The following is a 20116-nucleotide window of genomic DNA, read 5'->3' as shown; positions in this document are numbered from 1 at the left end:
CCGCCTCGGTCCTTCGTATCCCTTCGCACTCCGCGACATTTCCTGCGGGGAAGGAAGTCATGACGTGAACAGCCAGAGTCCTACTCCTCAGCGTTCCCGGACGCGCCGCCCGGTCTTCTTCGCCTCCGTCGCGACCGCGGCGGCCGTTTCCATCCAGCTGCTGACCATGGCGCCCGTCCAGGCGGATGACACCACGATGACTGGTGGCGGGCACCCCAAGCCGCCGAAGCCGCCGACCATCATCCACGGGGTGCAGGAGTTCACCGCGGACGGCACCTTCACGCCGCCCCCGGGGGTCACCTCGGTGCATGTCCAGGCATGGGGCGCGGGCGGTGGTGGCGGCGGCGGTGGCGGCGCGAGCAGCGCCGCCGCGGGTGGCCCCGGCGGTGGCGGCGGGGCCGGCGGCTTCACCTGGTGTGTCATCCCGGTCGTGCCGTTCGCCACCTACACGGTGGACTTGGGGACCGGTGGCACCTTTGGTCCCGGTGGTCCCGGTGGCACCACGACCGGCACCGGGGGTACGGCCGGTGGTAACGGCGGCCCGACGAGCCTGGCCTCCATCCTCGGTCCCCAGCTCATCGCCGGCGGCGGCATCGGTGGTGGCGGCGGTGGCGCCGGCACGACCACCGCGGGCGCCGGCGGCACCGGCGGCGCGGGGGGCACCGGCGCCTGCAACAGCATCTACACGGTCAACCGGACCGGTGAGAACGGCGAGTCCGGCGGCGACGGCGGCGAGGGTGGCGACGCGGTCGACGGCATCGTGGGGCTTCCGCTGACGAACACCGGCGCGGGCGGTGACGGCGGCAGTGGCGGCGCTCCCGGCGGCAGCGCTCCGGGCGACGCGGGCGACAACGGCACCGCGGGCGGCAACGGGTACGCCGTCATCTTCTGGTAAGCCGACCCCGGTCGGACACGGAACCGCCCCCGGACACCGCGGCCGGGGGCGGTTCCGTGTCGTCGTCCGGCTATCCGGCGAGGATCCGTTCGATGACGGCGGCGACGCCGTCCTCGGTGTTGGCGCCGGTGCGGTGCGTGGTCGCGGCGAGCACCTCCGGGTGGGCGTTGGCCATGGCGTACGAGGTGCCCGCCCAGGTCAGCATCTCCAGGTCGTTGGGCATGTCGCCGAACGCCACGACCTCCTCCGCGGCGATGCCGCGCTCCTCGCAGCACATGGCCAGGGTGGACGCTTTGGAGACCCCCGGCCCGCTGACCTCCAGCAGGGCGGACGGGCTGGAGCGGGTGAAGGCGCCGTGCTCGCCCGCGGCGGTGCGGGCCAGCTGGAGGAAGGCGTCGGGCGCCAGCTCCTTGTGGTGGGCGAGCAGCTTGAGGACGGGGGTGTCGGCGTGCGGGAAGCCGTCGTCGAGCAGCTTCTCGGCGGGGGCGATGATCGCGCCCGGGTCGAGGTGGAAGGGCGGGTACTCCGCCTCGTAGAAGATGCCGCCGCTGCGCTCGACCGCGAAGGACGTGCCGGGGGCGGCCCGGCGCAGCGCCTCCACGACGGCCAGCGCCCGGCCGGCGGCCAGCGGGCGGACCTCGACCAGCAGCCCGCCCTGGTGCAGGTCGACCACGGCGGCGCCGTTCGCGCAGATCGCCAGGCCGTGTCCGTGCACATGGGCGCTGACGACGTCCATCCAGCGGGCCGGGCGGCCGGTGACGAAGAACACCTCGATGCCCGCCCGCTCGGCCGCGGCGAGGGCCGCGACGGTGCGGTCCGAGACCGTCTTGTCGTCCCGCAGCAGGGTGCCGTCGAGGTCGGTGGCGATCAGCCGGGGGCGGGGTGTGGCGGAGGCGGAACGGTCAGGGGCCGGGTTCTCGGGCTGCTCGATGGCTGGGGTCACGGCCCCCATCTTCCCGTATGGGCCGCTCATCGGTGAGGGAAGGGCGCTCGACTGGGGTCCGCCCCCACCGCGCGTGGCTCTGTCAGAGGCAGCGCTTAGGCTCGACGCCATGCGAGTGAGCACCGTGATCCTGCCCGTCGACCGCTGGGCCGATGGCGGCAGGGAGCTATGGCAGCGCGCCGAGGAGCTGGGTTTCCACGCGGCGTACACCTACGACCACCTTTCCTGGCGCAGCTTCCGTGACGGGCCCTGGTTCGGGGCGGTGCCGACGCTGACGGCGGCCGCCGCGGCGACCTCGCGGCTGCGGCTGGGCACGCTGGTCACCTCTCCCAACTTCCGGCACCCCGTGACGCTCGCCAAGGAGCTGATCTCGCTGGACGACATCTCCGGCGGGCGCGTCACGCTCGGCATCGGCGCGGGCGGTTCCGGCTTCGACGCGACGGCGCTGCTGCGCGGCGCGGAGGAGGCGTGGACGCCGCGGGAGCGGGCGGACCGGTTCGGCGAGTTCGTCGACCTGCTCGACCGGCTGCTGACGCATGACGTGGTGAGTTACGAGGGTGAGCACTACAGCGCGCGCGAGGTGCGCAACATCCCCGGCTGTGTGCAGCGCCCCCGGCTGCCGTTCGCGGTCGCGGCCACCGGCCCGCGCGGGATGCGGCTCGCGGCGCGGTACGGGCAGGCGTGGGTGACCACGGGCGATCCGAAGCTCTTCGAGACGGGGACGCCCGCCGACTCGCTGGCCGCCATCGGCCGCCAGGTCGAGCGGCTCGGCAAGGCCTGCGCCGACGCCGGGCGGGCGGATGAGCCGGACAAGATCCTGCTCACCGGCTTCACCCCGGACGGGACCCGTCCGCTCAGTTCGGTGGACGCCTTCGTCGACTTCGCGGGCGAGCACGCGCGGCTGGGCATCGACGAGATCGTGCTGCACTGGCCGATCGCCGACTCGGTCTTCGAAGCCGACCCCGGGGTCTTCGAGAAGATCGCCACGGAGGGCGCGGAGCGGGTGGCTGCCCTCTGACACCCCTGGGGACACCGGGTTCCGTTATGCCGCATGCGCCGCAGATGCCGCGAAGGCCGGAATGAGGAGCAGAATCGGGTAGAGAGGCTCCCGCTGCCGCAGTGACTGTGGAGGCACCCATGCCGCATACCCGCTACGTCCCTGACCGTGGGCTGACCACCCGCATGGTCGTGACCATGTTCCTCATCGGCCTGCTCTACGTGGTCTTCGTCGGTGTGCTGATCGCGCTGCTGCGCGGTGCCTGGCCGCTGATCCTGCTCATCGCGGGCGGGCTGTTCATCGCGCAGTTCTGGTTCAGCGACAAGATCGCGGCGTTCAGCATGGGTGCCCGGGAGGTCACCCCGCAGCAGGCGCCCGAGCTGCACGGCGCGGTGGACCGGCTGTGCGCGCTGGCCGACATGCCGAAGCCGCGGGTGGCGATCGCCGACACCGATGTGCCGAACGCGTTCGCGACCGGCCGCAGCCAGAAGAACGCGCTGGTGTGCGCGACGACGGGGCTGCTGCGGCGGCTGGAGCCGGACGAGCTGGAAGGCGTCCTCGCCCATGAGCTGTCCCATGTCGCGCACCGCGATGTGGCGGTCATGACCATCGCCTCGTTCCTCGGCGTGCTGGCGGGCATCATGACCCGGGCCGCCCTGTGGGGCGGGCTGTCCCGCAGCAGCCGCAACAACAACGTAGGCATCGCGGTCCTGCTGATCCCGCTGGTCAGCGCCGTGGTGTACGCGATCAGCTTTCTGCTGACCCGGCTGCTGTCCCGCTACCGCGAGCTGTCCGCCGACCGGGCCGGTGCCCTGCTGACCGGGCGCCCGTCGGCGCTCGCCGCCGCGCTCACCAAGGTGACCGGGCAGATGGCCCGCATCCCGACCCGCGATCTGCGCAAGGTCGAGCCGTTCAACGCCTTCTTCTTCGCCCCGGCGCTCTCCGGGCAGAGCCTCAGCACGCTGCTGTCCTCGCATCCGACGCTGGAGCGGCGGCTCGACCAGCTCGGGCGCATCTCCGCCCAGCTGGGCCGGCCGGGGAGGGGCTGAGGGCGCATGGGATTCCTCGACGTCATCCTCGGCCGCAGCAAGCCCGTACGGCCCGACCTCGACCAGCTCTTCGGGCTGCCGTCGGCCGCGGTCACCCTGGAGGCGGGGGCGGGGTTCACTCCGACGGGGCTCGGGTCGGTCTGCTTCGCCAGCGTCGAGGGCGGCGCCTTCGGCCGCCTCCAGAGCGACGTACGGGAACTGCTGGACGCGGACACCGACCGGGGCGGGGTGCCGGTGGAGTTCAGCCAGGACGGTTACGGCTACACCTGGCTGCTGGCCCGGCAGCCGCCGGACGACGTGGCGGCCCTGGTGAACGACCTGCACGCGGTCAACACGCTGCTCCAGGACGGGGGGTTCGGCCCGCAACTGCTGTGCTCGCTGCTCGGGTTCCACGAGGCGGCGGGGCGCTCGCTCGCGCTCGTCTACCTCTACAAGCGCGGTACGTTCTACCCCTTCGCACCGCTGCCGGGCGCCGCCGAGAAGCGGGACAACGCGCTGGAACTCCAGGTGCGGGCGCTGCTCGGGGACGATCTGCGGATCGAGCAGGACCTGAGCCGGTGGTTCCCGGTGTGGGGCGCGCCCGGACTCCACACCTGACGCTCACGCTCATCCGGGAAGGTGGCGGGCCCACGGCACCGGGTTTTCTCGTGCCGGACGGGGGCACGCGCGGTAACAGCCGCACGGCGGCGGGTTCACCGGGACCGAGCGATCAAGGGGGAGCGGACATGGGTTACCTGCGCGGCTTCGCTCCATGGATCGCCTTCTCCGTCGTGGCGATGCTGGGCTGGCAGTGGGGCGCGCTGGCCGGGCTGGTGCTCGGCGGCTGGCTGCTGATCCAGTGCCGCAGGGAGGGGGTGGCCGCGGACGCCCTGATCCTGGACGCCAGCACGGTCCTGTTCTTCGCGGCGCTCACCGCCTGGGCCTTCGCCCGCCCCGACAGCGGCCTCAAGGACTACGGCGGCGGGCTGGCGATGGGCTGGCTGGCCGTCACCGCCTGGGCGACGCTCGTGATCGGGCACCCCTTCACCACCGGTATCGCCCGGCGGCAGGCGCCGCGCGAGGTGTGGCACACCGCGGTGTTCCGGCGGATCAACGTGGTGATCTCCTCGGTCTGGGCGGTCGCCTTCACTCTGACCGCCGCGGCGCTGGCCGCCTCGGTGGCCGCCGGTCTGGACAGCTGGGTGCCGCTGGCGGTGCAGGCCGCCGGGTTCGTCCTGCCCGCCCTGTTCACCGCTCGCTACCCGGAGCGCGCCCGGGCCCGTCTCGCCCCGGACGCCGCCCGGGCGTGACCCCGCCCGGCTACGTTCCCCGCCCGGCTCCGTTCCCGGCTCAGGCGCCCTTCTCGACCGACGCGTCCCTCTCGACCGAGGTGACGAACTCGCCGATCCAGGTGGTGAGCTGACCGGGCCGGGAGCGCGGCATTCCGTGCCGGGCGGCCAGGGTGCGCCGGGTCAGCCGGGGCACCCAGGTCTCCAGCTCGTCGTACAGCCGCACCGACAGGAACGGGTCCCGGGTGGGGACGATCAGCTGGACCGGGGCATGGGCGTACGCGTCGCCGCGGGGCCGGAGGAACCGCCTCCGGATGTTGTCGCGGTACAGCCAGGCGCCGTGGGCGGCGTCATCCGGCAGCGACGCGGTCGGATAGCCGTCGCTCGGCACCCGCTCCATGCGCTCCAGCAGCCGGGGCCAGTGCCTGCCGAACCAGCCGCGCCACAGCGCCTCGGGGACCTTGGGCAGGTGCAGCGCGGTCACGTACCAGGACCGGGCGGACTGGCCGAGGAGCTGGGCGGCCCGGCGCGGGGTCGGCCGGGTCAGCCGCCTCCTGATCCAGTGCCCGAAGTGGTCCAGCGACGGGCCGGACAGCGAGGTGAACGAGGCGATCCGCCGCTCGGCGCGCCCCACGCTGACGAACTCCCACCCCTGCACCGACCCCCAGTCATGGCCGACGAGATGCACCGGCCGCTCCGGGCTGACGGCGTCGGCCACCGCCAGGAAGTCATCGGTCAGCTTCTCCAGGGTGAAGCCGCCGCGCAGCGGCGCCGGGGCCGTCGAGCGGCCGCAGCCGCGCACGTCGTACAGGACGACGTGGAAGCCCCAGCGCGCGGCGAGCCCGGACGCCACCGCCGCCCACACCTCCTTGCTGTCCGGATAGCCGTGCAGCAGCACGACCGTGGGCCGCGCCGGGTCGCCCAGTTCGGCGACGCACAGCTCCACGCCGTCCGTAGCGACCGTGCGCTCGGCCGCTCCCGCGATCCCGCCCGTCATCCCGTCCGTCATGCCGTCCTCCCCTACCGTGGACGGGGTCCGCCGTCCCAGGGCCGGTCTTCCCCTTACGGGCGTGTCAGACCCGAGGAGTAGGGAAATACAGCCGTCTGGGGTGACGTGGACTGTGGCTCACACCACTACCGTCGAACACGTGACTGTGATCGCCACCGAAAGCCTGAGCAAGCGGTTCCCCAGGGTCACCGCGCTCGACCGGCTGACCGTCGACATCACCCCGGGCGTTACCGGCCTGGTGGGTGCCAACGGTGCCGGCAAGTCGACTCTGATCAAGATCCTGCTCGGGCTGTCCCCCGCCAGCGAGGGCCGCGCCGCCGTCCTCGGCCTCGACGTGGCCACCGAGGGCAGTGCCATCCGCGAAAGCGTGGGCTACATGCCCGAGCACGACTGTCTGCCGCCCGATGTGTCGGCGACGGAGTTCGTCGTCCACATGGCGCGCATGTCCGGTCTGCCGCCGTCCGCCGCCCGCGAGCGCACCGCCGACACGTTGCGCCACGTCGGGCTGTACGAGGAGCGATATCGCCCCATCGGCGGCTACTCGACCGGTATGAAGCAGCGCGTCAAGCTCGCCCAGGCGCTGGTGCACGACCCGAAGCTGGTCCTGCTGGACGAGCCGACGAACGGCCTCGACCCGGTCGGCCGCGACGACATGCTCGGCCTGATCCGCCGCATCCACACGGACTTCGGCATCTCGGTGCTGGTCACCTCGCACCTGCTCGGCGAACTGGAGCGCACCTGCGACCACGTGGTGGTCATCGACGGCGGCAAGCTGCTGCGCTCCAGCTCCACCAGCGACTTCACCCAGGTGACGGCCTCCCTCGCGGTCGAGGTCACCGACACCGACGAGCACCCGGACGGCACCGCCGCGCTGCGCGCCGCCCTCGGCCGGGCCGGGCTCACCGCCTCGCCCGCGCGCCGCGGCGCGGACGGGGCGCCCGCATCCGACCATCTGCTGCTCGTGGACGTCGCGGGCGAGGAGACGTACGACACGGTCCGGGACACCATCGCCGGTCTCGGCCTCGGCCTGGTCCGCATGGAACAGCGCCGCCACCGCATCGCGGAGATCTTCAGCTCCGACAGCGGAAGCGACAGCGACAGCGAAGGCAACGGAAACGGAGGTGCCGTCGATGCCGTCTGAGACCGTGCCCCAGCAACAGCGCGCCGACGTCATTCACAACATCGGCTACCGCCACTACGAGGGCCCCCGGCTCGGCCGCGCCTACGCCCGCCGCTCGCTCTTCGCCCAGAGCCTGCGCGGCGCCTACGGCCTCGGCCGCTCGGCGAAGTCCAAGGTCGCGCCGATGCTGCTGTTCGCCGTCATGTGCGTGCCCGCGGCGATCATCGTCTCGGTCGCCATCGCGACCAAGCTCAAGGAGCTCCCGGTCGAGTACACCCGTTACGCGATCATGCTCCAGGCGGTCATCGGCCTCTACATCGCCGCCCAGGCGCCGCAGGCCGTCTCGCGCGATCTGCGCTTCAAGACGATCCCGCTCTACTTCTCGCGTCCCATCGAAACGGTGGACTACGTGGTGGCCAAGTTCGGCGCCATGGCCTCCGCCCTCTTCCTGATCACCGCCGCGCCCCTGGTGATCCTGTACACCGGGGCCCTGCTCGCCAAGCTCGACTTCGCCGACCAGACGAAGGGCTTCGCGCAAGGACTGGTCTCCGTGGGTCTGCTCTCGCTCCTCTTCGCCGGCCTCAGTCTGGTCATCGCCGCGGTCACCCCGCGGCGCGGCTTCGGCGTCGCCGCCGTCATCGCCGTCCTGACCATCTCCTACGGCGCGGTGTCCACCGTCCAGGCCATAGCGTTCGCGCAGGACTCCACCGGCGTGGTGCGCTGGCTCGGGCTGTTCTCGCCGATCACGATCATCGACGGGGTGCAGACGGCGTTCCTCGGCGCCGAGTCCTCCTTCCCCGGCGGCTTCGGCCCGGGTGCCGGGCCCGGCGCCGTCTACGTCCTCGTCCTCCTCGGCCTGATCGCCGGCTCGTTCGGGCTGCTGATGCGCCGCTACCGAAAGGTCGGGCTGTGACCACGATCGCCATCGACAACGTCTCGCGCTGGTTCGGGAACGTCGTGGCCGTCAACGACGTGACCATGACCATCGGCCCCGGGGTCACCGGGCTCCTCGGCCCCAACGGCGCGGGCAAGTCCACCCTCATCAACATGATGGGCGGCTTCCTGGCCCCCTCCACCGGGAGCGTCACCCTCGACGGCGCCGCGATCTGGCGCAACGAGCAGGCCTACCGCCACATCGGCATCGTCCCCGAGCGCGAGGGGATGTACGACTTCCTCACCGGCCGCGAGTTCGTCATCGCCAACGCCGAGCTGCACGGGCTGCCCGATCCCCGCGCCGCCGCCCGCAAGGCGCTCGACACCGTCGAGATGGACTACGCCGGGTCGCGCAAGATCTCCACGTACAGCAAGGGCATGCGCCAGCGCGTGAAGATGGCCTCCGCCCTGGTCCACGAGCCGTCGGTGCTGCTCCTCGACGAGCCGTTCAACGGCATGGACCCGCGCCAGCGGATGCAGCTGATGGAGCTGCTCCGGCGGATGGGCGCGGAGGGCCGTACGGTGCTGTTCTCCTCGCACATCCTGGAGGAGGTCGAGCAACTGGCCGCGCACATCGAGGTGATCGTCGCGGGACGGCACGCCGCCTCCGGCGACTTCCGCAAGATCCGACGGCTGATGACGGACCGTCCGCACCGCTATCTCGTACGGTCCAGCGACGACCGCGCGCTCGCCGCCGCCCTCATCGCCGACCCGTCGACCACCGGCATCCAGGTGGACGCGAGCGACGGCGCCGACGGCGGACTGCACATCCAGGCCGTCGACTTCCCGCGCTTCACCGAACTGCTGCCCCGTGTGGCCCGTGAACAGGGCATCCGGCTCCTCACGGTCTCGCCCTCCGACGAGTCCCTGGAGAGCGTGTTCTCCTACCTCGTCGCGGCCTGAAAGGAGCCCCTGCGATGTCCGCGCTCTACCATCCCACCGTCGCCCGGCTCACCTACCGGGCGCTGCTCGGCCGCCGCCGCGCGATGATCCTCTTCCTGCTGCCCGCGCTGCTGGTGGTCATTTCGCTCGCCGTACGGCTGCTGACCGGCGTCGACGACGCCACCGCCAATTCCCTGCTGGGCGGCTTCGCGATCGCCACCATGGTCCCGCTGATCGGCGTGATCGCCGGGACCGGGGCGATCGGCCCGGAGATCGACGACGGCTCGGTCATCTATCTGCTGGCCAAGCCGGTGAAGCGGCCCACGATCATCGTCACCAAGCTGGTCGTCGCGATCGGCGTCACGGTCGCCTTCTCCGCCGTGCCGACGCTGCTGGCGGGCTTCATCCTCAATGGCAACGCGCACAACCTGGCGGTCGGCTACGCCGTGGCCGCCGCCGTGGCGTCCGTCGCCTACAGCGCCATCTTCCTGCTGCTGGGCACCATCACCCGGCACGCGGTCGTGTTCGGCCTGGTCTACGCCCTGGTCTGGGAAACCTTCTTCGGCAGCCTGGTGGCCGGGGCCAAGGCCCTCAGCGTCCAGCAGTGGTCGCTGGCGATCGCCCAGAAGATCACGGACGAGGCGGTCACCTCGGACGTGGGCCTCACGACCGGCGTGATCCTGCTGATCGCCGTGACCGGCGCCGCCACCTGGTACGCCGGACACAAGATGCGCTCCCTCACCCTCGCCGGGGAGGAGTGAGCGCCCTCAAGGCACCTACGGCCGCCAGCGGTTGACGAAGCGGCCGGTCTCTCCCGTGGCGGCGGTCGTCGAAACGACCGCCGCCACGGTGTGTCCGGGGGCGGCATTGGCCTGGTCGAGGGCCGAGGCCACGGTCGCGGACGAGCCGAACAGTACGGTCGCGACCGCACCGGCCACGATCCACGGCGCCCGCAGCATCCGCCGCCACGCCCGCGCTCCTGTCACGTCCCTGCCGGTCATCTCGTCCTCCGATCCTCGCCGTTACCCGATGACAGCGAGCGTGACGGCCGGGCTTGTCCGCTTCCCCTCCGCCGCCTGCGGATGAGCTGTGAACGCGGGGCGGCACCCGCCGGGCGGGTGCCGCCCCGCTCGGGCGGCTACCGCCGACGCCGCCCCTTGCCCCTCACTGCCCGCCCCGGCTCCACGGCGGTCTTGAGCCGAGCGACATCACGACGGACTTCCTTCATGTCCTCGCCGAGGTCGCAGAGCCGCTCGCTCATGGCGCAGATCACCCGGCCGTGCGCGTCGAGCCGCCGGTCCATGCCGTCCAACCGGGCCGACATCCTGGCCAGCCACGGGGTCAGCTCCCGCAGCGCGGAACCGACATCGGTCAGACGCGATTCGACGGCGTCGAGCCGGGTACCGATCGGCCCCTCCAGCAGCCGCTCGGTCAGGATCTGTTCGAGCGGGGGCCGCGCCGGGTCGGACTCCTGCCCCGCCCGGGCGCGCCCCTCGACATCGAGGAGATACGTCCGTACCCGCCTGGCGATATCGCTGTCCCGTAGCAGCATGGCGACGTTGAGCACCGCGCGACGGGGGTAGAGCGTGAGGTGGGCGCGCCCCTGTGGATAACTCACATCTGAAAGGTCCAAGTTGGACCTTTCAAAGGCTTGCAGGTCAGAGCCTCGGAGCGTATGCATTCCGTTGCTGTGGAACTCCTCCCGGTGTCGCTTGGCCAGACTCTTGATGGCTTCTTCCCCAACCTCGAAGTACGCCGCCACGATTCGTGTGGTGACGTGAACCCCGTCGGGGAGCATGGTGAGGATCTTGACCTTGTCGAGGACGTCGGTCCGTTCGATCACGCTGTCGCGCAGCGCGCGCGACTCCAGCAGTGCGGTCTCGGGTGGCATGGGTGTGCCTTCCGGTGTGGATACGGGTGTGGTTGCGCCCCACAAGCCAGGGGTGATGGCCGCCCGTATCCAGGGACCAGGAGCGGAGGCTGCCTACCTCATTCGGACCCAACCGCCGTGACATCGCTGTCCGTCGATCCGTCGCCCGGCCGAGGCTTCAAGCCCGCGTTGCCTCCGCGCATAACGCGTCATCTAGAACAACGATCCGACCGCAGGACGGTTACGCGACTCCGTCGTGTTGACGGCCATCGGAGCCGTCGACACGACGGAGTCGCGCTCAGGCCGCGACCGGCTCGGTCGGGGACGGGTCGGGGTGGGGCTCCGGCGCCGGGGGCTTCGGGCGGCCGCGGACGACGGCGAGGACGAGGAGGCCCGCCGCCAGGGCCGTGATGCCGGAGATCACGCAGATACGGTCGAGGCCGACGGCGAACGACTCGTGGACCAGGGCGCGGGCCGCCGCGGCGTGGTCCGGTGGGGCGGCGGCGATGACGGCGTCGGCGTGGCCGCCGGAGATCGCGTCGGCCGCCCGGGCGGAGGACCGGGGCGGGACGGCGCCGCTGTCGGTGACCGCGTCCCGGACCCGGGCCGAGAAGACCGTGCCCAGGACCGCGATGCCGAGCGCGTACCCCAGCTGGCGGAAGGTGTTCACCGCGCCGCTGGCCATGCCCGCCCGCTCCGGCGGGGCGGCGCCGCGGGCCGCCGAGAGTCCGGTGTGCTGAGCCCCGAGCAGGTGGCGCGGCTCGCCGTGCCCGAGCCGGACCGTTCCGCCGGTTCCGCGGGCTCCGCCGGGCCCCTGACCGCCGAGGACCGGAAGCTGCTGGCGGTCCTCGCGCGCGACGGTCGGGCGCCGCTGGCCGAGCTCGCCGCCGCCACCGGCTGGTCGCAGTCGACGGTGCGCCGTCGGCTCGCCGCGCTGCGCGCCGACGGCACGCTGTACTTCGACGTCGATCAGCGCCAGCGCATCTTCGGGTTCACCATGACGACCGTGCTCTGGCTGTCGGTGCCGCCCTCCGAACTGGCCGCCACGGGGCAGGCGCTCGCGGATCACTCCGAGGTCGCGTTCGCGTGCGCGACCACGGGGCCCAGCAACCTGATGGCGACGGTGGTGTGCGAGGACGTCTCCGCGCTGTACACCTATCTGACGACGCGCATCGCCGCGCTGCCCGCCGTGCGGCACATGGAGACCTCGCCGGTCATCCGCCGGATCAAGGGGCCGGGTCCGCTGCCCCCGACGCCGCACGACCCGTCGCGCCTTCCTTCCTGAACCGGCCGACGGAACGGCCGTCCTCACTACCTGCCTGAACTGGCCGTTCTCTCCTCCTCCTTGGAGGAACCTCCGAATCTCCGTTGGTTGAACTCTGTTCATGCATACGCCTGTCCAGATCTTGACGCTTGTCAGGAACCTGCCGAACTCTGGATGTGCGACACCTCACACCGCCCCGTAACCCGCGCCGCACGCGGCGGTTTGAGGTGCCGTCACCACCCAACGGAGGGAACCGACATGCGTCGTCTTGCCACGAGTCTTGCCGCCACCGCCGTCACCGCAGCCGCCACCGTCGCCCTGGCCGCTCCCGCCCAAGCCGCCGTCCCCGCCGACAAGACACAGGTGCTCGCGAGCTGGACCCAGACCAGTGCCGCCAGCTACAACGCCTGGCTCGCGGCCCGCAACAACCAGGCCGCGTGGGCCGCGTACGCGTTCGACTGGTCCACCGACTATTGCAGCACCTCGCCCGACAACCCCTTCGGCTTCCCCTTCCAGACCTCGTGCGCCCGCCATGACTTCGGGTACCGCAACCACAAGGCCCTCGGCATCTTCGACGCCAACAAGGCCCGTATCGACAGCGCCTTCTACGAGGACCTCAAGCGGGTGTGCGCCGCCTACACCGGCGCGAAGAAGAGCGCCTGCGACGGCACCGCCTGGACCTACTACCAGGCCGTGAAGAACCTCGGCTGAGGCTGAAGCCGAGGCTGAGCCGGATACCGCATGACGACGGGCGGCCCGCCATGAGCCCGGGCCGCCCGTCCGTCACGCGTCATCCGCATCCGCTCGAAGCCTCAGCCGAGGAGCCGCTCCAGCACCACGGCGATGCCGTCCTCCTCATTGGAGGCGGTGATCTCGTCGGCGACGCCCTTCAATTCTTCGTGCGCGTTGGCCATCGCGACCCCGTGCTCCGCCCAGCCGAACATCGGGATGTCGTTGGGCATGTCGCCGAACGCGATGGTGTCCGCCGCCGTCATCTTCAGCCTGCGGGCGGCCAGCGAGAGGCCCGTGGCCTTCGTCAGCCCCAGCGGCAGCAGCTCCACCAGCCCCACGCCCGCCATCGTCACCCCGACCAGACCCCCGGCGGCGATCCGCGCGGCGTCCGCGAGCGCGTCGTCGTCCAGCTGGGCGTGCTGGATGTAGAGCTTGCTGATGGGCGCGGACCACACCTCGTCCAGGTCGCTGAAGGAGGTGACCGGCATCTCCCCGTGCCCGACCCGGTATCCCGGGCCGAACAGCACTTGGCCGTCGAGGCCGTCGCGGGCCGCGGCCAGCAGCAGCGGACCGGTCTCCGCCGCGATCTTCTCCAGCGCCAGCATCGCCACCTTGCGGTCCAGCGTGACGGAGGTCAGCAGCCGGTGCTCGCCCGCGTGGTAGAGCTGCGCGCCCTGACCGCACACCGCGAGCCCGTCGTAGCCGAGGTCGTCCAGTATGTGCCGGGCCACCGGCACGGTCCGCCCGGTGACGACGATATGGGCGGCACCGGCCGCGGTGGCTGCGGCGAGCGCGGCGCGGGTGCGGGCCGAGACGGTGTGGTCGGGACGCAGCAGCGTCCCGTCCAGATCCGTCGCGACCAGGCGATACGGAAGGTCCCCGGCGCTCACCGGGCGACCGGTGCCAGGACCTCGCGCCCGCCCAGGAACGGCCGCAGCACCTCGGGCACCCGCACCGAACCGTCGGCCTGCTGGTGGTTCTCCAGGATCGCGACGATGGTCCGGGTGACCGCGCACAGCGTGCCGTTCAGCGTCGCCAGCGGACGCACCTTCTTGCCCTCGCGCATCCGGATCGACAGCCGCCGCGACTGGAACTCGGTGGTGTTGGATGTCGAGGTCAGCTCGCGGTACTTGCTCTGGGTCGGGATCCACGCCTCGCAGTCGAACTTCCGCGTCGCGGACGAGCCCAGGTCACCCGAGGCCAGGTCGACCACCCGGAACGGCAGCTCCAGCGAGGTCAGCCACTGCTTCTCCCACTCCAGCAGCCGCTGGTGCTCGGCCTCGGCGTCCTCCGGCGTCGTGTAGACGAACATCTCGACCTTGTCGAACTGGTGCACCCGGAAGATGCCCCGGGTGTCCTTGCCGTACGACCCGGCCTCGCGGCGGAAGCAGGAGGAGAAGCCCGCGTAGCGCCGGGGCAGCTGCTCCGCGTCCAGGATCTCGTCCATGTGGTACGCGGCCAGCGGCACCTCGGAGGTGCCGACCAGGTAGAGGTCGTCCTTGTCCAGGTGGTAGACGTCCTCCGCGGCCTGGCCCAGGAAGCCGGTGCCCTCCATGGCCTTCGGCTTGACCAGCGCCGGGGTGAGCACCGGGGTGAAGCCCGCCGCGGTGGCCTGCGCCATCGCCGCGTTCACCAGCGCGAGCTCCAGCAGCGCGCCGACGCCGGTGAGGTAGTAGAAGCGCGATCCGGAGACCTTGGCGCCGCGCTCGGTGTCGATCGCGCCGAGCAGCTCGCCCAGTTCCAGGTGGTCCTTGGGGTCGATGCCCTCGGCCGCGAAGTCGCGCGGGGTGCCGACGGTCTCCAGGACGGTGAAGTCGTCCTCGCCGCCCACGGGGACGTCCGGGTGGACGAGGTTGCCCAGTTGGCGCAGCAGTGTCTGGGTCTCCTCGGCCGCCGCGTCCTGCTCGGCGTCGGCCGCCTTGACCGCGGCGGACAGCTCGCCCGCCTTCTTCAGGAGCTCGGCCTTCTCGTCCCCGGAAGCCTTGGGGACGAGCTTGCCGAGCGACTTCTGTTCGGAGCGCAGCTCGTCGAAGCGGACGCTGGAGGACCTGCGCCGCTCGTCGGCGGCCAGGAGCGCGTCGACGATGCCGACGTCTTCTCCACGGGCGCGCTGGGAGGCGCGCACACGGTCGGGGTCCTCACGGAGCAGGCGAAGGTCAATCACCCCCCCAGGTTACCGGTGTGACCTCGGGGGCTCGACGCGATATTCCGATGTGCCCCTTTTTGCCCCTATTTAGGGCTGTGGGAAAACCTGGGAATTCCTGTGGGGACCGGCGTCAAGGAATGCGTGCGCATTCCCCGAAAAGGGGCAAAGAGATGACTGGCTTCCCGTGTGTGCGGGGCGAGTTGGCGGTTCGTTGTCCACAGGCCTGTTGGGATACCGCTGGGTTATCCACAGCCTGTGTGTGAGATCTGTGGATGTCGCGTTGATCGTTTGGTCCGCCGAGTGCTCGGCGATGGATTCCCCTATCGAACCGCGTTCACACACTCTTTGAGAGAGGAATCCCTCACTCCAAAGAGCGGATCTTTGGAATTGCGGTGACGGATGCACAATGTCCGGTGTTGTGAGCCGATGAGGTGACTGTGGTGATGTGTCGACATTGCCGGTTTGGTGTTGTCGACTTGTCCCCAGCGCGGAGTCGAGCCTGTGGATAACTTTTGGCGACGACGGTCCGGGCCCGTGGTTGACGGGCCCCGAAGCCCCGTGCTCAGCCCCGCCCGTCCTGGCAGCGGGCCAGCCACTCCGTCGCCTCCGCGAACGCCTCGTCCGAGGTGCCGGCGCGCAGCGGAGCCAGGTCCGCCGCCTCCACCCCCGCCCGCGGGTACGACCCCAGGAAGCGCACCTTCGGGCAGATCCGCTTCAGCCCCATCAGGGCCGACCCCACCCGCCGGTCCGCGATGTGCCCCTCACAGTCCACCGAGAAGCAGTAGCGGCCGATGCCCTCGCCGGTCGGGCGCGACTCGATCCGCATCATGTTGACGCCGCGCGCCGAGAACTCCTGGAGCAGCTCCAGCAGCGCGCCCGGGTGGTCGTCGCCGAGCCAGATCACCACGGACGTCTTGTCCGCGCCGGTCCGGGCGGCCGGCCGGGCCGGGCGCCCGGCCAGCACGAAGCGGGTCATCGCGTTCTCCGCGTCGTGGATGTCGGTGACCAGCGGCTCCAGGCCGTACTTCGGCCCCGCGAACGCGCCCGCGAACGCCGCGTCGTAGCGCCCCTCCTGTACCAGCCGCGCGCCGTCCGCGTTCGAGGCCGCCGACTCCCACAGGGCGTCCGGCAGGTTCGCCGCGAGCCAGTTGCGGACCTGCGGCTGGGACACCGGGTGCCCGGTCACCGTCTTGACGTCCGCGAGCGTGGTGCCCGGCCGCGCCAGCAGCGCGAAGCTGATCGGCAGCAGCACCTCGCGGTAGATCATCAGCGGTTCGCCGGTGGCCAGCTCGTCGAGGGTCGCGGTGACCCCGCCCTCGACCGAGTTCTCGATGGGCACCAGGGCGGCCGCCGCGGCGCCGCTGCGCACGGCGTCCAGCGCCGCCGGCACCGAGACCATCGGGACCAGCTCGCGCGTGGCAGCCTCCGGCAGGGACCGCAGCGCGGCCTCGGTGAAGGTGCCCTCGGGGCCGAGGTAGACGTAGTGACTGGCCGACATCACGGTGGCTCCCTGTGATCGTATGAGAGCCGCCACGATACCCAGCGGCGGCCGGGGGCGAGCCGGGTCCGTCCCCCGCTCACCCTTTCTCGCTCACCCTTCCAAGAGTGCCTGACCCACGTACTCGTCCCGGGCGGGGCCGCCCGGCACCGCGAAGAGCGCGCTCGCCTCGTGCCGCAGGAACCGGGACAGGTCGTCCCCGAGGTCCAGCTTCCGCTGCACCGGGACGAACCCCTTCATCGGATCCGCCTGCCAGGCGATGAACAGCAGCCCCGCGTCCGGCGCCCCGTCGTCGCGGTAGCCGTCGTGGTACGAGAACGGGCGGCGCAGCATGGCCGCGCCCTGGTTGGACTCGGGCGCCGCGACCCGTACGTGGGCGGCGCCCCCGATGGCCAGCCCGCCGTCCGCGCCCATCTTGTCGAGCCGTACCGGGGTCGTCTCGGTGCCGCCGGACAGCGGGGCCCCGTCCGACTTGCGGCGGCCGATGACCTTCTCCTGCCGCTCCAGGGACAGGTTGTCCCAGGAGTCGAGCAGCATCCGGATGCGGCGCACCACGGCGTACGAACCGCCCGCCATCCAGGCCGGTTCCCCCTTGTCCGGTACGAAGATGCGCCGGTCGAAGTCCGGCTCCTCCGGTTTGGGGTTGTTCGTCCCGTCGACCTGGCCCATCAGATTGCGCACGGTCATGGGGTGGCCGGTGGCCCCGGGGGTGCGGTTGAAGCCGTTCATCTGCCAGCGCAGCCGGGCCGCGTCCCCGGCCTCCCGCTGGAGCGCGCGCAGCGCGTGGAAGGCGACGAGCCCGTCATTGGCGCCGATCTGGATCCACAGATCGCCGTTGCTGCGCTTCGCGTCGAGCGCGTCCGAGGCGAAGTCGGGCAGCGGGGCGAGCGCCTCCGGGAGCCGGTCCTTCAGCCCGGCCCTGCCGAAGAAGGTGCGGCCGAAGCCGAAGGTGACCGTGAGGGACGACGGTCCGGCGTCGAGCGCGATGCCCGTGTCGTCCGGCGGGGCCTTGCCCTCGGTCAGCTCGCGCGCCGTCCTCGACCACCGGCGCAGCAGCGCGGCGGCCTGCTTGCGGTTCGCGCCGGGCGCCAGGTCGAAGGCGATGAGATGGCCGTGGGCCTGGAGCGGGGTGGTGATCCCGGCCTGGTGCGTGCCGTGGAAGGGGACGGTCGTGGAGCCGACCGAACTGAGCGGCGAGGGCGTGTTCCGCGTCGCCTCCGCGGCGTACGCGCCGGCCGCCCCGCCGACGACGAGCCCGGCCGCGCCCGCGGCGCCGGCCGTGCCCAGCAGACGGCGCCGGGACACCCCGGCGGGGGTGGTGTGCGGGTCCTGCGGTGTGTCGGGGGTTTCAGGGGTTTCGGGGGCCTTCGCGGCCTGCCGAGTGGTCATTGTGCGACCTTCACGTTCCTGGTCTCCGTCACCTGGTCGATGTCGGAGGTGCGTACGGTCAGGGAGAGCAGCCACTTCCCGGCCATGGGGAGCTGCACGCTCTGGGCGCTCCAGTGTCCGGTGGAGCGGTGCTTGAGGGGGATCGACAGCGGGCCCAGGCCCTTCTGCTTCAGGGTCAGCGAGACCTTCACCTCCGGCACGTCGATCGGGCGGTCGGCGAAGTCGCTGATGAAGACGTTGAGGGCGTTGTCGCCGGGCAGCGCCGGGTCGAGCATGACGATGGCCTTGCCGCGCCCGCTCTTGGGCCCCGTGTTGTACGGGATCGACACGCTCACCGGATCGACGTTCAGCCCACCGGGGTCCGCGGCCGCGGCCGCGGGCTTCCCGGTCTCCGCCCGGCCCGGCTGGGTGCCGCTCAGCACGGTGGTCACCGCGAGCAGCACGGCGGCCACGACGGTCTCGGCGATCACGGAGCGGCGCAGTCCGCTGCGCTGCGGGTCGGCGTCGCGCTCCCGCTGGGCGGCGGTCTTGTCCTTGGCCGCGCGCTGACGGGCGAGCTGGGCGGCGCGTACGGGGTCGTCGTCGGCCCCGTCACCGTCCCCGGTCTTCGCCGGGCCCCTGCCCTCGTCGCCGGACGCGGCCGCCTCACCGGCCGAGGAGTCCGCGGGGGACTCCTCGCCGGAGCTGTCGCCGGAGTCGGAGTCCGATCCGGAGTCCGATCCGGAGTCCGAGCCGGAGTCGGCTCCGGCGGCGCCGGTACGGACCGGCTCCTTCACCACCGCCTTGGCCTCCGTCCGGACCTCCGCTTCCGCCGCCACCTGTGCCTTCTCCGTGCTCCCGGCGTCCGTCAAGCGGGCGGTCCAGCGGCGCGAGACGGCGGCGATGCCGACGAGCACCGCCACCAGCGCCACCTTGATCAGCAGCCACCGCCCGTACTCCGTGCCGGTCAGCGCCTTCCAGGAGCCGACCTGCCGCCACGACTGGTACAGCCCGGTGAGGACCAGGGCGACGACGGAGCCGAAGGCGAGCCGGGAGAAGCGGAGCACGGCCGCCCGCTCGATCGGCACGCCCGCGCGGAGCGTCACCGCGAGCGAGGCCAGACCGCCCAGCCACACCCCGACCGCGACCAGGTGGATCACGTCCACCGGCATGGCCAGCTGCCGCTGGATACCGACCGAGGCGTGCTCGGCCATCGCCCAGGTCGCGGCGAGGCCCACCGCGACGACGACGCCGCCGAAGCCGAGCCCGAAGGCGAGGTCCTGGCGCCGCTTGGCGTCTTCCTCCGCCGCCTCGGTGTGGCGGGTGTACGAGCCGAAGAGCACGGCCAGGAAGACGGCCGCCACGCCGAGCAGCAGCAGCCGCGACAGCAGCGCCGCGCCCGGCTTGGTGTCGAGGACGCCGCCGAGCCCGCCGAGGTCGAAGACCGTGCCGAGCCCCTCGGAGTTGGCGTAGGGGGCGCGCAGCAGCAACAGCATCAGGGTGGCGCCGAAGAGCGTCGCCCAGCCGCCGACGGCGATCTTCCGGACCGGGCGGGAGGAGCGGCACACCCCGGCGAACACGCAAGCGCCGACCAGCGCCGCGAAGCCGCCGTAGGCCGCGTACCGCCCGATGCCGTACAGGGTCGTGACCGTGCTGTCGCCGCTCTCGCCCGTCGGCGCCGTGACCGAGGTCTTGGACGGGGCGCCGATGGAGAAGGTGAACGCGCCGCTCACCGGGTGGCTGTCCTCCGAGACCGCCTTCCACGCCACCGTGTAGGTGCCGTCGGCCAGCCCGGAGCGCAGCGCGACCGACGCGGTCGACGACGTGCCGCCCACGTGCGCCGCCTTCCCGGCGTCCACGCGCTTGCCCTTGGGGTCCAGGACGCGCACCGCGTCCCGGCCGAGCAGCACGCCCTCCGTGAAGGTGAGCGAGACGTCCGACGGCGCGGACTTCACCACCGCGCCCTCACCGGGACTGGTGGAGGTGAGCGCGGCGTGCGCGGACGCGGGCCCGGCGCCGAAGCTCAGCGCGCACAGCAGCGCGGCGAGCAGCGTGCCGAGGACCGACAGCAGCCGCCGGGCGGTGACGGAGATCCGGGCACCGGGCCGGGGCCGGGCGGTCGGGGAGGTCAGCGAGGGCATC

At 71.9% G+C, this 20116-nt stretch carries 20 protein-coding genes and 1 pseudogene; 11 read left to right on the top strand and 10 right to left on the bottom strand.

The window, feature by feature from the left end; translation table 11 throughout:
* Positions 1-64: 64 nt before the first annotated feature.
* A complete protein-coding gene (locus tag LCH29_RS27330) occupies positions 65-895 on the top strand; it encodes a hypothetical protein (RefSeq protein WP_446464372.1) in 831 nt (276 codons plus the stop codon).
* A 70-nt stretch (positions 896-965) separates the two neighbouring features.
* Here the strand turns inward: LCH29_RS27330 and LCH29_RS27325 are convergent, their stop codons facing one another.
* Positions 966-1847, bottom strand: coding sequence for a Cof-type HAD-IIB family hydrolase (locus LCH29_RS27325; RefSeq protein WP_446464371.1), 882 nt, complete (start codon positions 1845-1847; stop codon positions 966-968).
* A gap of 100 nt (positions 1848-1947) precedes the next feature.
* Here LCH29_RS27325 and LCH29_RS27320 point away from each other — a divergent pair, with 100 nt between their 5' ends.
* The 4 genes from LCH29_RS27320 (at position 1948) to LCH29_RS27305 (ending at position 5173) form a co-directional block, all read left to right on the top strand.
* Positions 1948-2856, top strand: a complete 909-nt coding sequence (locus LCH29_RS27320; protein WP_446464370.1) for an LLM class flavin-dependent oxidoreductase — start codon at positions 1948-1950, stop codon at positions 2854-2856.
* 119 nt (positions 2857-2975) lie between these two features.
* Positions 2976-3884, top strand: coding sequence for a zinc metalloprotease HtpX (gene htpX / locus LCH29_RS27315; RefSeq protein WP_446464369.1), 909 nt, complete (start codon positions 2976-2978; stop codon positions 3882-3884).
* Positions 3885-3890: 6 nt separating this feature from the next.
* Positions 3891-4481 carry a PspA-associated protein PspAB gene (pspAB, locus tag LCH29_RS27310; protein ID WP_123100611.1) on the top strand — a complete coding sequence of 197 codons (591 nt, stop codon included), beginning with the start codon at positions 3891-3893 and terminating at the stop codon, positions 4479-4481.
* A 128-nt stretch (positions 4482-4609) separates the two neighbouring features.
* On the top strand, positions 4610-5173 hold the full coding sequence (locus LCH29_RS27305) for a hypothetical protein (protein ID WP_179935433.1): 564 nt from the start codon (positions 4610-4612) through the stop codon (positions 5171-5173).
* Between the two features lie 70 nt (positions 5174-5243).
* Here the strand turns inward: LCH29_RS27305 and LCH29_RS27300 are convergent.
* Positions 5244-6161 (bottom strand): annotated as a pseudogene (locus LCH29_RS27300) (alpha/beta fold hydrolase); the annotation flags it as partial.
* A gap of 112 nt (positions 6162-6273) precedes the next feature.
* On the opposite strand from LCH29_RS27300, the gene LCH29_RS27295 reads away from it, so the two are divergent.
* From LCH29_RS27295 to LCH29_RS27280, 4 genes are read left to right on the top strand one after another with little or no spacing between them, the layout of a single operon-like run.
* Complete coding sequence (locus tag LCH29_RS27295) at positions 6274-7302, top strand: ABC transporter ATP-binding protein (RefSeq protein ID WP_446464368.1); 1029 nt, start codon at positions 6274-6276, stop codon at positions 7300-7302.
* Complete coding sequence (locus tag LCH29_RS27290) at positions 7292-8194, top strand: ABC transporter permease subunit (protein WP_446464367.1); 903 nt, start codon at positions 7292-7294, stop codon at positions 8192-8194. Before LCH29_RS27295 ends, LCH29_RS27290 begins: the two co-directional genes overlap by 11 nt.
* Entirely contained in the window at positions 8191-9117 is a 927-nt protein-coding gene (locus LCH29_RS27285; protein ID WP_446464366.1) for an ABC transporter ATP-binding protein, read from the top strand. The genes LCH29_RS27290 and LCH29_RS27285 overlap by 4 nt, the downstream gene beginning before the upstream one ends.
* Positions 9118-9131: 14 nt before the next feature.
* A complete protein-coding gene (locus tag LCH29_RS27280) occupies positions 9132-9857 on the top strand; it encodes an ABC transporter permease subunit (RefSeq protein WP_446464365.1) in 726 nt (241 codons plus the stop codon).
* 15 nt (positions 9858-9872) lie between these two features.
* Here the strand turns inward: LCH29_RS27280 and LCH29_RS27275 are convergent, their stop codons facing one another.
* From LCH29_RS27275 to LCH29_RS27265, 3 genes are all read right to left on the bottom strand, one after another.
* Positions 9873-10097: a hypothetical protein gene (locus LCH29_RS27275; protein WP_446464364.1), complete on the bottom strand. Its 225-nt coding sequence runs from the start codon at positions 10095-10097 to the stop codon at positions 9873-9875.
* A 137-nt stretch (positions 10098-10234) separates the two neighbouring features.
* Entirely contained in the window at positions 10235-10987 is a 753-nt protein-coding gene (locus LCH29_RS27270; protein WP_446464363.1) for a hypothetical protein, read from the bottom strand.
* A 277-nt stretch (positions 10988-11264) separates the two neighbouring features.
* Positions 11265-11651 carry a hypothetical protein gene (locus LCH29_RS27265; protein ID WP_446464362.1) on the bottom strand — a complete coding sequence of 129 codons (387 nt, stop codon included), beginning with the start codon at positions 11649-11651 and terminating at the stop codon, positions 11265-11267.
* 48 nt (positions 11652-11699) lie between these two features.
* Here LCH29_RS27265 and LCH29_RS27260 point away from each other — a divergent pair, with 48 nt between their 5' ends.
* The gene (locus LCH29_RS27260) at positions 11700-12251 is read left to right on the top strand and encodes an Lrp/AsnC family transcriptional regulator (RefSeq protein WP_446464361.1); all 552 of its coding nucleotides are present in this window, start codon (positions 11700-11702) and stop codon (positions 12249-12251) included.
* Positions 12252-12488: 237 nt separating this feature from the next.
* Positions 12489-12941: a phospholipase gene (locus LCH29_RS27255; RefSeq protein WP_446464360.1), complete on the top strand. Its 453-nt coding sequence runs from the start codon at positions 12489-12491 to the stop codon at positions 12939-12941.
* 101 nt (positions 12942-13042) lie between these two features.
* Here the strand turns inward: LCH29_RS27255 and LCH29_RS27250 are convergent, their stop codons facing one another.
* The 5 genes from LCH29_RS27250 to LCH29_RS27230 form a co-directional block, all read right to left on the bottom strand.
* Positions 13043-13852, bottom strand: coding sequence for an HAD family hydrolase (locus LCH29_RS27250; RefSeq protein ID WP_446464359.1), 810 nt, complete (start codon positions 13850-13852; stop codon positions 13043-13045).
* A complete protein-coding gene (gene serS, locus LCH29_RS27245; RefSeq protein WP_446464358.1) occupies positions 13849-15126 on the bottom strand; it encodes a serine--tRNA ligase in 1278 nt (425 codons plus the stop codon). The genes LCH29_RS27250 and serS overlap by 4 nt, the downstream gene beginning before the upstream one ends.
* Positions 15127-15670: 544 nt before the next feature.
* Complete coding sequence (gene pheA / locus LCH29_RS27240; protein ID WP_446464357.1) at positions 15671-16606, bottom strand: prephenate dehydratase; 936 nt, start codon at positions 16604-16606, stop codon at positions 15671-15673.
* A gap of 93 nt (positions 16607-16699) precedes the next feature.
* A complete protein-coding gene (gene efeB / locus LCH29_RS27235; RefSeq protein ID WP_446464356.1) occupies positions 16700-17995 on the bottom strand; it encodes an iron uptake transporter deferrochelatase/peroxidase subunit in 1296 nt (431 codons plus the stop codon).
* Positions 17992-20115, bottom strand: a complete 2124-nt coding sequence (locus tag LCH29_RS27230) for a copper resistance CopC/CopD family protein (RefSeq protein ID WP_446464355.1) — start codon at positions 20113-20115, stop codon at positions 17992-17994. Before LCH29_RS27230 ends, efeB begins: the two co-directional genes overlap by 4 nt.
* Position 20116: the final 1 nt, after the last annotated feature.

It is taken from the genome of Streptomyces sp. BRA346, from assembly GCF_052851135.1.
The sequence above is the reverse complement of the archived record's forward strand: the minus strand, read 5'-3'. Positions and strand labels throughout refer to the sequence as shown.